This is a genomic window from Algoriphagus sp. AK58, from assembly GCF_014324365.1.
In the GTDB taxonomy this organism is placed as follows: Bacteria; Bacteroidota; Bacteroidia; order Cytophagales; family Cyclobacteriaceae; genus Algoriphagus.
Genome location: NZ_QEIG01000008.1, coordinates 330,735 through 346,235 on the forward strand (window position 1 = coordinate 330,735; position 15,501 = coordinate 346,235).

A 15,501-nucleotide genomic window follows, 5' to 3' on the forward strand; every position below is an offset into this window, starting at 1 on the left:
GACCTAGATTAAGATGATGAGCAGACTCCTGTGGGAAAGTTTCGAAAAATACATTGCGCTCACTCAGGAAGAGAAAGAGTTGATTGAATCAAGACTGACTGAAAGGACTGTCAAAAAAGGCCGTTTCTTGGTCTTTTCAGGAGGGAAAAGCCGAAACACCAATTTTGTACTTTCAGGCAGTTTGGTTGGGTATTACACCGACGCCAAAGGCTTGGACCATATCATCCAATTTGCATTTGAAGGCTGGTGGATCAGTGATTTAAAAAGTTTTATCACCCAACAAGAGGCAATTTTCAATGTCCAAGCCTTGGAAGACACCAAGGTATTGGAGCTCTCTTATGAACATTTGGAAGTGCTCTATGGACAAATTCCCCAGTTGGAGCGCTATTTCAGGATCATTACACAGAGGGCCTTTGTGGCTTTTCAGGAACGAATCCTGGAGACCATAAGTCAAACCGCAGAAAACCGCTATCGGTCTTTTCATGAAAAATTCAAAAAGTACGAGACCCGCATCCCTCAAAAACTCATTGCCTCCTACATTGGTGTGACCCCTGAATTTTTCAGTAGAATGAAAAAAAACCTGGATAAATGATTATTCCATAAAGTAGTCCATCCATTGAAATCTCACAGAAATCAGCGAGTATAAACTCAACTAAACACCTCCCCGCTATCATCTTGACCTGAAGGCAAAGTCTTTTATACAAAAGATTACCTCTGATAAACAGAGAGTTAGCCAATTTAAAAAAAAGCCATCATTTCTGATGGCTTTTCTAGGATGGCTCCCCCTATCAACGATAGTTGCAACCAAATAAGAGTGACATTGATCTTGAAAGAGATTTATAATCAATTACTTAATTCAAAGATCTTGAATTGACATCCCATTATAAAAAGGAAGCCAAAGGGATTATAAATTTTCAATGAATTCCTTGAATGGTATTATTTATGCGCCTACTTTTTCCTGTTTTCCATCCAACTCATAGGGTTGGATGAGTACTTCAACTGGTAGTTTCAATAAGGTTGAAAGATTTCTGACCATTTCGATCGTCAACGCCCTTTTCCTATTCAAAACGAGACTGACCGTAGTTTTACTCCCGATTGCCGATATAAGATCTTTGTCCTTAAGGCCCTTTCTTTCCATTGTTTCTTTTACGGCTTCAATAGGATCGGGCAAGGCAATGGGATAATGCTCTTTTTCGTATTTCTCGATTAAAGTAACCAGCAATTCCGCCTCCATCCCTTCGGGACTTTCGGGATCGGCCTCAAAGATTTTAGAAAGCCTGGCAAGAGATTGTTCATACTCCTTTTCTGTTGTAATTGTCTTTTCCCACTTCATCATTACAAGTTGATTTACGGTTTTAAAATTGCTCTACAGTGCTTGCGTCTACCTTGTCATATTCGGAGTGCGTTCCGATAAATTTGATGAATACCCACTGCCTCAAATAGCTGATTTGAACGATTAAGCGATATTTATTGCCAGAAATATTAAACACCACTCGATTATTTTTAACAGGATCAGCATCAGGAAAATCCTGAACAACATCTGAAGGTCTTTGCCATACTGAATTTTTAGTGATAGCAATCCAAGTTTCTAGACTTGATTTTGAATCTGGATGCTTCTGATAAAACTCCGTCAGATTTTTGATGGCAATAATATTTTTCAAAGCCAGCAAGTTAAAATACGCTTGAAGATATTAAAAAGTTTTCAATTTGAAAACTTTTCCCAAATCGATATTTACCTTTCTCCATTTTTTATCGATAATGGACTTTCAACGGTACTAAAAATGTTCACGCATTTGCAATGTAAACCAGTAAAATGTGCGTGCTAATTGCGATACCATTCTCATTTGGTACTCGGGAAGATCATTTCCCAAAAAGCAAAAAAGCCTTCAGAATTGCTTCTGAAGGCTTTTTTTTGATGCTCCCCCTCTTGGGCTCGAACCAAGGACCCCATGATTAACAGTCATGTGCTCTAACCAGCTGAGCTAAGGAGGAGTTTGTTTCGCTATCCCTTTCGGAAAACGTGATGCAAATGTAGAGGCATGATCCATTTTTTCCAAACTCATTTTTGAAAAAATATTCAATTTTGCCTCAATCTGCCTTTTTCTATTTCTTAGTCAGGGACTTATTTTTTGGATTTTTTCCGCTAAGCCCTCCCTTATTGATTTTTGGCACTAAACTTCCGGCTAAGTGTCTTGATAAACCTAACTTTACGAAACCGCAGTGCTGACCAGTCTTCATCAATGGCAATTTGACGCACTCCTTCATAATCCAGCTCTCCTACCTTTCTCCAACCGCTATCTCTATTGATGCTCACCTTGTATTTTTTGGAAGTGCCTTTAGGATAGGCTACCCATATTGCCTCATCCTCCGGGGAAAGTTGATGCATTTTTTCAAAATACTCATCGATGTCCTCCTTGCTATACACAAACGCAAGCATAAACGTAGGCTTCTCTCCTTCCTCCACATAATACCCAGAAGTCTTCCAAGAATTTACGAGGTCTTCCAAGTCCTGAGGGCAATTCCAAATCCGGATCTTCATCCCTTCTTTGAAATTCATCTTCTTTAAAATTGTGTCCATCACTAGCTTTTTTGTTTATAAAAAGTAAAAATTTTTGCAAAATTGAATCAAATCAAATCTTAGAAACTCATAAAGAGTTTAAGTTTCCTTTTCACCCATCCAACTCTTTCAAGTTAATCTAATCAGATGAAATGCCCATGAGAAAATGTCTCACACAGGGGAATGATTATCCAGGGCATTCCATGTGGCAAATGAAAATCAAATTATAAACACATGAAAAAAATAAAATTCATTTTCCTTTTCTTCATTCTCACCTCTAGGCTGCTGGCACAGGAGACCACTGATAACCAAGCCCTTCAGCGAATTCTCGAAGGGCAACTGAATCAGGATATCCCAGGAATTTTACTCCATATCCAGTCCGGAAGCGGGGAGATCCATTGGTCAGGTTCAGCGGGAGTTTCTGAAAAGGAAACTGGAAAAAAGCTGCTTCCTGATCAGACCTTTCGGGTTGCAAGTGTCACGAAGACCTTTGTGGCAGCTTCCATTCTCAGACTTTGGGAAGAAGGCAAAATCAGGTTGGAAGATCCGATTTCGAACTACCTTTCACCCGAGCATACGCAAATCCTGAGTCAGGACTATGACCTAGAACAGATCATTATTCTCCAGGTTTTGCAGCACAATGCCGGATTTTTTGACCACACCCATGCGCCTGTTTTCTTCGACAAAGTCCTACAACCCGGAGGCCACGAATGGACCCGGACCGAACAGCTAAAACTCTGCGTAGAAGCCGGAGAGCCGATTGGAAAGCCCGGGGAAAAGTTCAGCTACTCAGACACGGGATATATTATACTAGGAGAAATCATCGAACGAATTCAGGGAAAAACGCTGGGAATTGCTATTGAAGAAATTCTCGAATTTGAAAAGTTGGGACTTCAGAACACCGCTTTTGAAGGATTGAATCCAAAAGTGGATCAGGCTCGGATCCACCAGTATTTCCAGGGACAGGACACTTATTTGTTCCATCCCAGCATGGATTATTTTGGAGGTGGGGGACTGCTGTCTACTACGAAGGATTTGAGCCAGTTTTTCCTTGCCCTGTTTAAAGGAGAAGTGTTCGAAAGCCCCAAGACTTTAGAAAAAATGCTTGAAGCACCAACTTACTCCGAGACTCCAATGATGGACTATCGCATTGGGATTTACCGAATTGAGGTGAATGGTATAGAGGCATTCTCGCATGCAGGTTTTTGGGGTACCCAAGCTATTTACATCCCTTCTCTAGATCTTGCCGTGGCTACGAACTACAGCCAAATCTGGAAAGGAAGGGTGCCGCCGGTTTTTGGAGAGGCTTTGATGACTTTAAACCTGAAATAATCAAGGCTAAAGAACAAGGAATCGACTTTTGGTCTTGCAGGCAGTGCTTGGAGGTTGTTGTATAAATGTCCGAGGCGGACATATTGGGAAAAAGCCGAAATCGAAAATCAGACTGTAAGGCAAAGGAAAAGGAGCTACTACTTAAGTGATAATACAACCAAATGAGGTAATCCAAACCTTTCCCAAATAGCAAAAAAACAACACCTTAATTAGTTATAAAACCAAATTGAATCTCACCACAATTTAAAAAGAGGGGGAAATAGTAAAACAGCCTAAACAATAATTTATTTTATTGATTTTCAGTTATTTATAAAGCATATTTTTTCAAATCAACTCCCGACTACTCCTTTATTTTTTCAAAACTCTACCATTTAGGAGGCCAGAGGAGACAGAGTTAACATACCATATTTTTTGGATAAAATGATGGATAGATGGGGTAAATCATAAGTCTAACTTTATGATACACTTTTCTTTAACCATTTCCATTTAACCAATAAAACATGAAATCAATAATTACTCGACTACAAAACAAAAATATAGTTGCCCTGCTGGTGACCCTATTTTTGTGCGGGGTATCCATCTCGAATGGATTTGCGCAAAGCAGAATATCAGGTACCGTTGAAGATAATTCAGGTCTTTTACTTCCAGGTGTCACTGTACTTGTTTCAGGAACAACCCTAGGAACAGTAACAGATATTGATGGAAAATTCACCCTCACTGTTCCACAAGGATCCGAACGTCTTACTTTCTCCTACATAGGATATATCACCCAGCAAATTGAGATCGGGTCACAAAGCGTCATTCGTGTGGTTATGCAGGAAGATTCCAAAAACCTAGATGAATTCGTGGTTACGGCTTTAGGTGTACAAAGGGAAAGAAAAGAACTTGGCTACACAGTACAGGCCCTAAAACCAGAGGACCTGATCACAACCCAAGACAACAACATAGTAAATACCCTAAGCGGAAAAATTGCCGGTGTTCAGGTGACCAATAGTGGATCTCAGATCGGTGCTTCCTCAAGAATTATCATTCGAGGAAATGCTTCATTTGCTGGAAACCAACCACTATTTGTGGTAGATGGAGTGCCGATCGACAACTCGACCACTAACCTTGACGGAAATGGGGGATTGGATTATGGAAATGCCGCTGCCGATATAGATCCCGAAAACATCGAATCTTTAACTGTTTTGAAAGGGGCAAATGCGGCTGCACTCTATGGGAACCGCGCTGCCCACGGGGTTATCTTGATTGAAACCAAAAAGGGCAAAAAAGCCCGGCAAGGACTGGGAGTAGAAATTAACTCTTCGATGGTTTTTGATGTACCCAGCTACTTCATGAATTTCCAAAATGAATACGGAATCGGAACTCGGGGAGGTGAGTATGACTATCAACAATACCTACAGAGAAATCCGGGTTCCAACCTTACTTACAATGAATACGCTAAGCGGTTTAGCTACAACTATGTAAATGGGATAGGCGGAGGAGTTCAGGAAAATGCAACTTCCTGGGGACCAAGATATGATGCAGGACTTTTATTGGATCAATGGATCAAAGGCCCAAACAGTCCTTGGGAATCCAATCCTAACAATATCCAAGACAACTTTTTTCAAACTGGGACTAATTACATTAATCAGGTCGCAGTGACAGCAAGGGGTAAAGAAGCATTCGGAAGAGTAGCCTTCTCCAATCGTAAAATGACAGGTATTTTCTTCAACACCGATCAGACAGTAAATACGCTCAATGCCAACCTGACTCTGAATCCTCATGAAAAGCTGACTGTGGGAACCAATTTCAATTATGTCAATAGGCAGAGCGACAATCTCCCGGTGGTTTCCTATGGATCAATGACCAAATTGGCTTGGGGTGCCTTCAGACACATTCCCTTGAATGAGGTCAGAAAAGTTTATGATGAATTCGAAAACGAACAAGGTAGCGGGTACAATCTCAACCAGAATAACTTTTTCTATGAATTGAGACTAACCAATGCCATGAACCGGGAACGCTTCTATGGAAATGTGAATGTTGCCTATCAGATTAATGACTGGCTGACTGCAAATACAATTGTCGGATTGGACTACTACGATGAGATTCGAAAATCCATCACTTTGTCAAGAACCCGGGCAAATATTAACAATAGGATGGGGGGTCAATTTTCCCAGTCAGATCAAAGTAGACAGGAATTCAACACAGACATCCGTTTGGACTTCAATAAATCCTTTGAAAATGACATTTCCTTAATCGGTCTTGTGGGGGGAAACTTCCGTCAAAACAAATTCAGCAGCATGACCCTAAGTGCACCTGATTTGAACGTGCCTGATCTGTTTAATATCGGTAATGTCAAAGGTACTCCAGGCACGGGGATGTTTGATAGTGTAAAAGAAAACTACAGTATATACTCTTCAGCAACTTTTGGATACAAAGGGTACTTTTTTGCTGGGGTGACTGCCAGAAACGACTGGAGTTCTACACTTCCCGAAGAAAACAGATCCTATTTCTATCCCTCTGGAAATATTTCTGTAACCCTATCAGAGGCCTTGGATTTCAAAACAAAGAATTTCAGCCATTTACAGTTAAGAGCCAGTGTGGCCAAAGTCGGTTCGGACACCGATCCTTATCAATTGATGGGTACCTACACCACTACCCTCTTTAATAACATCGCCTTGTTCAATTCACCGGCAACCATGCCTCCGGCCAACCTCCGGCCCGAAATGACTACTTCAACAGAAATCGGGGCTGATTTCAGATTCTTCAACGACCGGCTTTCTTTAGATGCTACCTATTATAACCAAGTCACTGAGGATATGATCCTCAACGTGCCAACCGCCAGGACAACAGGATATGCCTCTCAATTGATCAATGCAGCGAAAATTCAAAATACAGGTATTGAACTTATCATCAGAGGTCTGGTGATGGACAGGGGAGATTTCCGATGGAATGCCACCCTCAACTGGGCAAAAAATAACAGCACAGTAGTAGAACTCTATGGAGGTTTGGAAAATATCACCATCAGTCCTGGGTTTGGTGGGGCAAGATTAGTGGGTACCCCAGGCCGGCCTTGGGGAGACATCAGCGGGCTTCCCTATGTGAGAGACGAAAACGGCAACATCAAAATTGCTCCTAACGGCACCCCAATGACTACCAACCAGCAGAAAATTTTGGGGAATGTGACTCCCAAATGGATAGGAGGTCTTCAAAACACCTTCAACTACAAAAAGGTAAGTCTTGGCGTATTGTTGGATTGGAGAAAAGGAGGGGACTTTTTCAGCGGAACATACTGGCACTCTTATCCCACAGGAGCATTCACTAATACGGTACAAAACAATGTCCGTGAAGAAGGCATCATTGTTCCTGGGGTGAAAGGTGACGGGACTCCAAATGATGTCAGAATTTCCGCTCAGGACTATTACAACGGCGCTTGGGTATGGAACAATCACGAGTATTCTATAATCGACGGATCTTACTTGAAACTTCGAGAATTGACTTTAGGATACACATTTAGTGTAGGCAAACTTCAGAATATTGCCGTCTCCGCATTTGGACGAAATCTCGCCATCATTTCAAGAAGCGCCAAAGCCAAAGAGCTTGGACTCGATCCAGAGGCGGCTTCCCAGATGGGCGGAGGCGAAAGAGGTACCGGTTTTGAAAACTTCATGGCTCCTACCACCAGATCCTATGGTTTTAACCTCAGGTTAAATTTCTAATTCCTTGGGGATAAATAAGTAAACATAGCAAACATTGAAAACAACCATAAATGGTTTGAAATATGAAAAATATACTTAATCATAAAATCTGTAAAATACTGGCAATCTGCACCTTGCTAACGGCAATTTCCTGTACTGAGGATTGGACAGAAATGAATATCAATCCAAATCAACCTTCTGTGGTGCCTGCATCCAACATTTTCGGAGCAGGGCTCACCGCAGTGGCAGGTCAGCTTTTTGGCGAACGTATTGGAATCTATTATGCAGGTACTTGGTCTGGCCAATTGGCAGCGATTGGCGCGGGGGATTATGAATTCAGGGTAGACATCAACAACGGGCAGTGGGACAACTTGTTCAGAGGGATGGCCCTATTTGAAGATGCAAGGGTCAACGCTGTCAGAGAAGGAAACAATAACCTCGCGGCTGTTTCCCTGATTATGAAAGCTTTCACCGCTCAGCAGGTTTCTGATATGTGGGGTGATATCCCCTATTCTGAGGCGTTTCGTCTAAAAGAAGAAGGGATCTTGAACCCGGTATTTGATTCCCATGAAAAAGTCTATACACAGATATTAAAAGAATTGACGGATGCTAACAATATGCTTGCTGCCGGTGCAGGAACTATTGGTGTCGGAGACTTTATGTATGCAGGAGACATTATTAAGTGGAAAAAATTTGCAAATTCTCTGCGATTGAGAGTGGCTATGCGAATGTCAAATGTAGCTCCTCAGGCCGCCGCTGCTCAATTATCCCAAGTTTTGGGAAATCCCGCAGCAAATCCTGTGTTTGAAGTCAATTCGGACAATGCCTACATGAGATGGCCGGGAATAGCTACAAACAACATCGAGCCTTGGAGAGCTAGACTTGGTGTATCCACTAACAAGCAAGATCAATACAGAACTAACCATGACTTGATCAGTCGTCTACTTGAATTGGAAGACCCAAGACTACCCGTGTATGCCGACAAGAACCAACTTGGAAATTATAATGGATACAAAATGGGAATAGGTCAATCAGGCTTTCCATTGAATAATAATCAGGGTGTCTCTCATATTGGAAATAGATTTGGCTATGATGACCGGGGATTCTCTCCATTTATGCATGCTGCGCAAGTTTGGTTTATCAAAGCCGAAGCACATGAAAGAGGCCTTGTGCCAGGCAATGCTCGGGAAGCCTACGAAAGGGGAATTACCATGGCAATGCTAGACAATGGAATCGCCCAGGCTGATATTGAGAAATACCTTCAAAGACCTGAAGTAGCGTGGGGATCGGGCGCCAAACCCAATCTAGAAAAAATTAGACTACAAAATTGGATTTCACTCTATAAGCAAAGCGTGGAAGCTTGGTCTGAAAATCGAAGAACCGATGTCCCTATGTTGGTCAATGTATCAAATGACTATGCCAATAACCACAATCGCCCTCCATTTAGAATGGCTTATCCTGCCAACGAGATCGCCTTTAATGAAAGCTATCCCAACACGGTAAAGCAGGTGGATATTTTCTATGGAGACAAGCTGTGGTGGGATACACGACAAGGAGTATATTAAACTTCAATCTCCCACCGGATATCATTCCGGTGGGAGAATTATACAAATGTTTGATTTCAACCCCATGTAGTTTCTTCTGAATCCAAGTGTATGGCAACTCGACTCACGCTTTCTTTACTCACCCTGCTTCTTTTCGGATTTTCCATTCTTTACTGCAGCACTATTCAAAAATCCACCTATTTCAATCCTGCCATTAACGAAAATGCGAATGGATTACATGGATATATTGGATATAGCACGCTAAAGAGACCTGAGGGCTATGGTGCCGGTATTGGTTTTTATACAGCGGTTTGGCCTTTGGTGGAACAACCCCTGGCAGGTTTTCAGATTGGCTTGCCAGGAAATTGGATTACTCCCGATAATCCGGACAATAAAGACATTCCTTGCTGTCCGGAAGGAACTATTGCCAGAACTTGGGCACCGCGAGGCCCCACTTGGTCAAGTGTGTTTCAGACTCAAGAAGGTGGCTTGGGCTATTGGAGAGGAAACAGATACCATTATGGTTCACCTAAGTTCAGCATGAATGGAGTACCCGATTGCTATAATTCAGAAATCGCATCTCCAGGATGGCCTTTTTTCTACCGGGCCGAGGCCTTGCCAGACGATCAATTGGGCATTGCCCAACTCAGTAACAGAATTTTGGTTCCACCTGACGGAATTACATTTGAAGGAGATCTGGAGGGTAGGTTTTTGGGATATACCCACATGGCACTTCCACTTACTGAGGCAAAGCCAGGTCCTCCTCCCACAGGAAATCAAAGTTGGACACTTTTCCTCAACTCGGAAAACTTCAAAGGACCGGTTGCTTTCTACATTCCGGAAATGTGGAGCAGACTGTCCAAAGAATATAAAGCAATTGAAGGAATGGGACTGGATACCCGCCCGGGAACCATGGGCGGAGGCGGTGCTATGGAAATCAACACTGTCCCTTCCTTTGAAATGAAAGACCAAAATGGAGAACTCTACATCAAAATCCCTCAATTGCAATTTCCGGTAAATGAAAACGGGCAGTCTGTACTGGTCCAGGATGTCACCTATTATTCCAAAGACGCCCTTTTCAATCACCTATTGGAATGGAAGAAAAACGGAAAGGCCTACTCCGGAAAATTTGACCAGGCGCATACCTGGAAGCCGGAGCTAAACCCAAGACCACTTTCCTTAGACCAAGGTGCAAGCCTCAACAACGGTGGGGAGAAATTGACTGGATTGGAAAACGTGCTCCAAACCGTGACAACCCAAACCAATGCATTTGGATTGGAATGGAAGGAAAACCCCATCTCCAAGCCAGGCCGTTTCCCTCAGTACTTTAAAAAGGTAGGCGATAAGCGAGTAGCCGTAAGTCCTGAGGAAGTTCCACAAGCACTCAGAGAAAAAGAATTTGCAAAGGCTGGATCAGAAAGTCATTACATCAACTGGAGGGACGGAAATGAAATCGTGGAAGGAAACTTCAGAATTGATAAAAGTCTACCCTATACTTCTCCGACAACCGGTGCATGGGCCAACCCCGGCCCTGCCTCTGAGTCCACATCGGTGCTCCTGAAGGATGGGTCAACGGTCACGTATAAGTGGTATAAGTTCGTGGACCAGCCTTCATTCCAGTCTTTAGGTTGGACAAAAGAAGAAAAAGCAGCCTTACAGAAATTTGTGGAACAAATCCACAAGACTTGGACCATCGACCAAGAATACATGGCTCCTCCCAGCACAGGAAAGCTTGTCGCCATCGATCCTGTCCTGATTGTCACCCCTCCAAAGGGAATGGAATATGGCTACGTACCTATTGTAGTGAGGCAGGAAAAAACCATGATTTCATCCAGGTAATTCTGTTTGCAATGAAAAGATTTTGTTCCTAAGAACAGTAAACCCAAATAGTCTAGCTTAGCGTAATCCCCCAAAAAACAATTTTTCCAGCTCGTTAACTCATTTTCCATCCTAGAAAAACATGGAAATCCAGTTAACGAGTGCTTATTTCCGACACTAACTTTCATGAACTTGTTGAATAATTACCCTTCTTATAACTCAAGAACATCATCAGACTCCGCTGTCCATTGGCTGGTTTTGGTGATTTTGCTAGGGTTTTCTTCCCTGGAGGTAAGTGCTCAGCAAGACCTGGGAAATGCTCCAAGACCAAATATCATCATTTTCTTGACGGATGATTTGGGCTATGGGGACTTAGCTTGCTATGGCAATCCCATCATCAAGACTCCCAACTTGGATCAATTTGCAAGAGAAGGAGTCCGAATGACTGACATGCATTCTGCCGCAACAGTCTGTTCTCCATCCAGAGCTTCCCTTCTCACCGGGAGAAATGCCTACCGAAGCGGGTTTTATAATATTGCCGGCTTTTTCGGAACTACTTTATACAAGGCAGAAATCACCTTGCCCCAATTGCTCAAAACAGCAGGCTATGAAACAGCCTTTTTTGGAAAATGGCACCTATCCAAATTGGAGTCCCCGACCGAGGTTTCGGTAAATGAAATGGGCTTTGATTATTCCCTGGCCACTTCAGTAAATGCATTCAACACAGGTCCAAAAAATCCGGATAAATTCATCAGAAATGGCCAAGCTGTTGGTGTGATGGAAGGCTGGTATGTGGACATTATCACCGAAGAAGCTGGTAAATGGATCTCAAATCGAAAAGATCATAAACAGCCTTTTTTCATGATCATTTCCAGCAATGAACCTCACACGCCTATCGACCCACCCAAAAAATTCGCTGACTTATACGACAACCTGGAAACAGATCAAGCCGAACTAACAACAAGGTATGGAGGAGTCCCGAGGCCGGAAAAGGACATCTCAACCTATCAAAAAGAATACTACGGTACAGTTTCCCAGCTGGATGACACCTTTGGGAGATTCATGAAATTCCTGGAGGAGCAGGGACTAAGGGAAAACACCCTGGTGATATTCACCAGTGACAATGGCCCTGAATATCCCGTGACCCTACTAGAATCCAACGGTGAATGGGAGGACCCAATCCGGGACAAATGCTTTGGCACTCCGGGAGAATTGAGGGGAATGAAAAGATACCCCTATGAAGGTGGGCATCGGGTTCCTGGAATCGTCCGCTGGCCAAAAATGATCCCCGCCGGTACAGTAAGCGATAAATTATTCAACGGCACCGACTTTCTCCCGACAATTTGCAATCTCGCCGGGGCTCCGCTACCCGATGGAGTCAAATTAGATGGAACAGACGCCTTCAACGCTTTCCTGAATAAAGATTACGAAAGGTCGGTTTTACCCATTTGGTTTTTTCTATTGAACTCATCCCATATGCCCGGTATGGCTCAAATGGCTATGCGGGACGGGGAATATGTAGTGATTGGAAGACTTACTCCTGACTGGAAAAACTTTTCCAATTCTCACCTGAAAACCAATTTTCAGCCTGTAGATTGGCTTAAAACTTCCGTACCTACTGAATTTGAATTGTACAACATCAAAAATGATGTAGCCCAAAAACATGACCTAGCCCGGGAAGAAAATGAAACAATGATGAAGTTGATCCCAAAAATGCAGCGCCTATGGCTTGAAATCAGAGATGAAGGCCCGTGGTGGGGAAGAATCGAAAACTGATTTAAAATCATCTTTTTTAATGAAATTACCATAAAGTAAATCGGCCACTAACCAATCAAAAAGCATTCAAATGAATAAAATTCACCTCGTTTTTAGTACCCTCCTCGCAATTCTGATTTTGAATGGATGCAAGCCAAGCCCTTCGGAAAAGCAAGCGGAATCCTCCATCGGTTTTATACTTCAAGAATCTGACTTACCTGATTATGAAAAAGACATTGACCATCGGGGACTGCTGACTGCACTGGACGACCGATACGATGAATCCATCCGCACCGGAGAGCATATTTATAACAATATCTGTTTCAACTGCCATGGGAATCCCGAACAAGTAGGGTCGATTCCAACAGCATTCAAATTTTGGGAAGGTGAATTTAAAGTTGGAAAAGATCCCTATTCAATTTACCAGACACTAACCCGGGGTTATGGCTCGATGCCTCCCCAAGTCAATTTGACCCCCATAGAGAAGTATGACATCATCAACTACCTGAGAGAAACCTTCATCAAAGAGAAAAATCCGGGACAGTTTGTTGAAATCGATTCGGCTTACCTAGCCGGTTTGCCGGAAGGAACTTCCATGGGGCCTGCTCCAAAAGAATTTAAGCCTTGGGCTGAGATGGACTATGGCAATTTTTTAATCAACACCTATGAACTGGTTGGATTAAACGCCCCTCCCAGAGAAAGGTCAACTGGCACCGCTCCTTTACCCGATGAAAATCTGGTGAAGCAGAATTTTGCCTACAAAGGAATCGCTGTGAGGCTGGACCAGGGAGCAGGAGGAGTGGCTGCGGGGAAAGCCTGGATGATGTTTGACCACGACTTGATGCGTGTGGCCGGAGCCTGGACTGGGGAGGGCTTCATTGATTGGGAAGCGATTCTGTTCAATGGCAAGCATAATATTTCTCCCAGAACGGTCGGAGATCTCCACTTTTCCAACCCCGTGGCTCCTGCTTGGGCGAACCCCTCTACAGGAAAGTTTGACGATCCCCGCTTCCAGGCACGGGATGGAAGAAAATTTGGCCCTCTCCCTCGGGAATGGGCCCAGTACAAAGGGCTTTATCAATTCAGGGACAGGGTGATCATTTCCTACACGGTGGGAAGTGCCAAAGTGCTGGAAACCTTTGGGCTGGAAACTTTGGAAAACCAGCCGATATTCACTCGAACCCTCAACATTTCTCCCTCGTCAAAGCCCCTAAAAATGCGAATCGCTCCAAAAGGAACGGCAGTAGCCTTGGTTGGTGAAGGAGTTTCTTTGAAAGAAGAAGGCGGATTTATCGTAGTGGAAGCCCCGCCTTCTCAAAACATCAAAATCAAAATCCTGATCGGAAAATCCGATATCAAAGGACTGCAGCAGTATGCAAAAACTTCCAGCCCACCGGAGGCTTTGGATACCATGATCAAAGGAGGCCCATCCAGATATCCTCAACAGCTGACTTCCTCCATTCAAATGGGAGTGCAAGAGGGCCCTTTCCAAGTAGATATCATGAATCCTCCATTTGACAGTCCTTGGAAAAATCAGTTCCGACTGAGTGGCCTGGATTTCTTTAAAGACACCAACAAAGGTGTGATCTGCTCTACTGACGGAGATGTGTGGTTGGTGGAGGGATTCACGAAAAACTCCGGGAAACTCACCTGGCAACGTATCGCTTCGGGCTTATTTCAGCCCTTGGGCATCAAAGTGGTCAATGAGGAAATTTTTGTCACTTGCCGAGATCAACTGGTGAAACTTCACGACTTCAACGGGGACAAGGAAACCGATTTTTATGAAGCCTTCAACAGTGACCACATGGTCACCGATCACTTCCACGAATTTGCCATGGGGCTTCAGGTCGACAAAGAAGGGAATTTCTACTACGCCAAAAGTGCCCGACATGCCCGGGAAGCCTTGGTACCCCAGCATGGCACCTTGATCAAAGTCAGCCCTGACGGACAGAAAACAGAAATCGTCGCTACAGGCTTTAGGGCTGCCAATGGAGTTTGCATCAATCCGGATGGAACCTTCATTGTAACCGACCAAGAAGGGCATTGGAATCCTATGAATCGCATCAATTGGGTCAAAAAAGGAGGATTTTATGGAAACATGTTTGGCTTTAATCCTCCTAAAGACAGTACGGAGAAGGGCATGGAGCAACCCTTGGTGTGGGTAGAGAGAGACCGGGATCAGTCCCCATCCGAACTCCTCTGGGTAGACAGCAAAAAGTGGGGCGCACTCAACGGAAAGCTGCTGAATCTCTCCTATGGCTATGGGAAAGTGTTTGTAGTTCCATTTGAAAAAATCGGCAGTCAGGTACAAGGAGGCATTTTTGAGTTGCCCATCCCGAGATTTTCCACTGGAGTGATGCGGGGCAGATTCAATCCCGGGGACGGCCAATTGTACCTTTGCGGCTTGTCTGCCTGGGGTTCCACCCAACCCCAATTGGGAGGACTTTATCGAATCCGAAAAGTCGACCAACCTATGGTTATCCCAGTAGGGATCGAAGCGACCAACACCGGAATCAAACTGACCTTTACAGACAAACTAAATACAGCAAGTGTTCAGGACACCTCCCATTTTAGGGTAAAAACGTGGGATTTGCTCCGATCCAGAAAGTATGGTTCCAAGCATTACAACGAGCAGACGCTGCAAGTCACCAAAGCAGAACTGAGTCCGGACAAAAAAACAATCAATCTTACCATCCCGAATATCAAGCCAACTTGGGTGATGGAGATCCAATACCAAATCAAGGATGATCGTGGAAATGCAAGGGAAGGATTGGTTCAGAACACCATTCATCAGTTGGGAGGAATGTAGCAAAGC

10 protein-coding genes and 1 tRNA gene are annotated in these 15,501 nt (G+C 43.7%); 7 read left to right on the forward strand and 4 right to left on the reverse strand.

The genetic code is table 11. The annotated features are described in order from the left end of the window. Positions 1-13: 13 nt before the first annotated feature. Entirely contained in the window at positions 14-592 is a 579-nt protein-coding gene (locus tag DDT91_RS08300; protein WP_187175713.1) for a Crp/Fnr family transcriptional regulator, read from the forward strand. 348 nt (positions 593-940) lie between these two features. Here the strand turns inward: DDT91_RS08300 and DDT91_RS08305 are convergent, their stop codons facing one another. The 4 genes from DDT91_RS08305 to DDT91_RS08320 all read right to left on the reverse strand — a co-directional run bounded on the left by DDT91_RS08305 (position 941) and on the right by DDT91_RS08320 (position 2,578). Beyond that, complete coding sequence (locus DDT91_RS08305; RefSeq protein ID WP_370539301.1) at positions 941-1,336, reverse strand: type II toxin-antitoxin system HigA family antitoxin; 396 nt, start codon at positions 1,334-1,336, stop codon at positions 941-943. Positions 1,337-1,355: 19 nt separating this feature from the next. After that, entirely contained in the window at positions 1,356-1,661 is a 306-nt protein-coding gene (locus DDT91_RS08310) for a type II toxin-antitoxin system HigB family toxin (protein WP_187175714.1), read from the reverse strand. Positions 1,662-1,918: 257 nt separating this feature from the next. Next, a tRNA-Asn gene (locus DDT91_RS08315) sits at positions 1,919-1,992 on the reverse strand. A 163-nt stretch (positions 1,993-2,155) separates the two neighbouring features. Continuing rightward, positions 2,156-2,578, reverse strand: a complete 423-nt coding sequence (locus DDT91_RS08320; protein ID WP_187175715.1) for a hypothetical protein — start codon at positions 2,576-2,578, stop codon at positions 2,156-2,158. A gap of 213 nt (positions 2,579-2,791) precedes the next feature. Here DDT91_RS08320 and DDT91_RS08325 point away from each other — a divergent pair, with 213 nt between their 5' ends. The 6 genes from DDT91_RS08325 to DDT91_RS08350 all read left to right on the forward strand — a co-directional run bounded on the left by DDT91_RS08325 (position 2,792) and on the right by DDT91_RS08350 (position 15,495). After that, complete coding sequence (locus tag DDT91_RS08325; RefSeq protein ID WP_187175716.1) at positions 2,792-3,889, forward strand: serine hydrolase; 1,098 nt, start codon at positions 2,792-2,794, stop codon at positions 3,887-3,889. A 500-nt stretch (positions 3,890-4,389) separates the two neighbouring features. Next, positions 4,390-7,590: a SusC/RagA family TonB-linked outer membrane protein gene (locus DDT91_RS08330; protein WP_187175717.1), complete on the forward strand. Its 3,201-nt coding sequence runs from the start codon at positions 4,390-4,392 to the stop codon at positions 7,588-7,590. 62 nt (positions 7,591-7,652) lie between these two features. Next, positions 7,653-9,134 carry a SusD/RagB family nutrient-binding outer membrane lipoprotein gene (locus tag DDT91_RS08335; RefSeq protein WP_187175718.1) on the forward strand — a complete coding sequence of 494 codons (1,482 nt, stop codon included), beginning with the start codon at positions 7,653-7,655 and terminating at the stop codon, positions 9,132-9,134. A 90-nt stretch (positions 9,135-9,224) separates the two neighbouring features. Then, complete coding sequence (locus DDT91_RS08340; protein WP_187175719.1) at positions 9,225-10,952, forward strand: hypothetical protein; 1,728 nt, start codon at positions 9,225-9,227, stop codon at positions 10,950-10,952. A 165-nt stretch (positions 10,953-11,117) separates the two neighbouring features. Then, positions 11,118-12,707, forward strand: a complete 1,590-nt coding sequence (locus DDT91_RS08345) for a sulfatase (protein WP_187175720.1) — start codon at positions 11,118-11,120, stop codon at positions 12,705-12,707. 70 nt (positions 12,708-12,777) lie between these two features. Further along, positions 12,778-15,495 carry a DUF6797 domain-containing protein gene (locus tag DDT91_RS08350; protein WP_187175721.1) on the forward strand — a complete coding sequence of 906 codons (2,718 nt, stop codon included), beginning with the start codon at positions 12,778-12,780 and terminating at the stop codon, positions 15,493-15,495. Positions 15,496-15,501: the final 6 nt, after the last annotated feature.

Coding starts and splice junctions, on each gene's coding strand:
- DDT91_RS08300 (WP_187175713.1), top strand. CDS start 14: ATGATGAGCAGACTCCTGTGGGAAAGTTTCGAAAAATACATTGCGCTC.
- DDT91_RS08305 (WP_370539301.1), bottom strand. CDS start 1,336: ATGATGAAGTGGGAAAAGACAATTACAACAGAAAAGGAGTATGAACAA.
- DDT91_RS08320 (WP_187175715.1), bottom strand. CDS start 2,578: ATGGACACAATTTTAAAGAAGATGAATTTCAAAGAAGGGATGAAGATC.
- DDT91_RS08325 (WP_187175716.1), top strand. CDS start 2,792: ATGAAAAAAATAAAATTCATTTTCCTTTTCTTCATTCTCACCTCTAGG.
- DDT91_RS08330 (WP_187175717.1), top strand. CDS start 4,390: ATGAAATCAATAATTACTCGACTACAAAACAAAAATATAGTTGCCCTG.
- DDT91_RS08335 (WP_187175718.1), top strand. CDS start 7,653: ATGAAAAATATACTTAATCATAAAATCTGTAAAATACTGGCAATCTGC.
- DDT91_RS08340 (WP_187175719.1), top strand. CDS start 9,225: ATGGCAACTCGACTCACGCTTTCTTTACTCACCCTGCTTCTTTTCGGA.
- DDT91_RS08345 (WP_187175720.1), top strand. CDS start 11,118: ATGAACTTGTTGAATAATTACCCTTCTTATAACTCAAGAACATCATCA.
- DDT91_RS08350 (WP_187175721.1), top strand. CDS start 12,778: ATGAATAAAATTCACCTCGTTTTTAGTACCCTCCTCGCAATTCTGATT.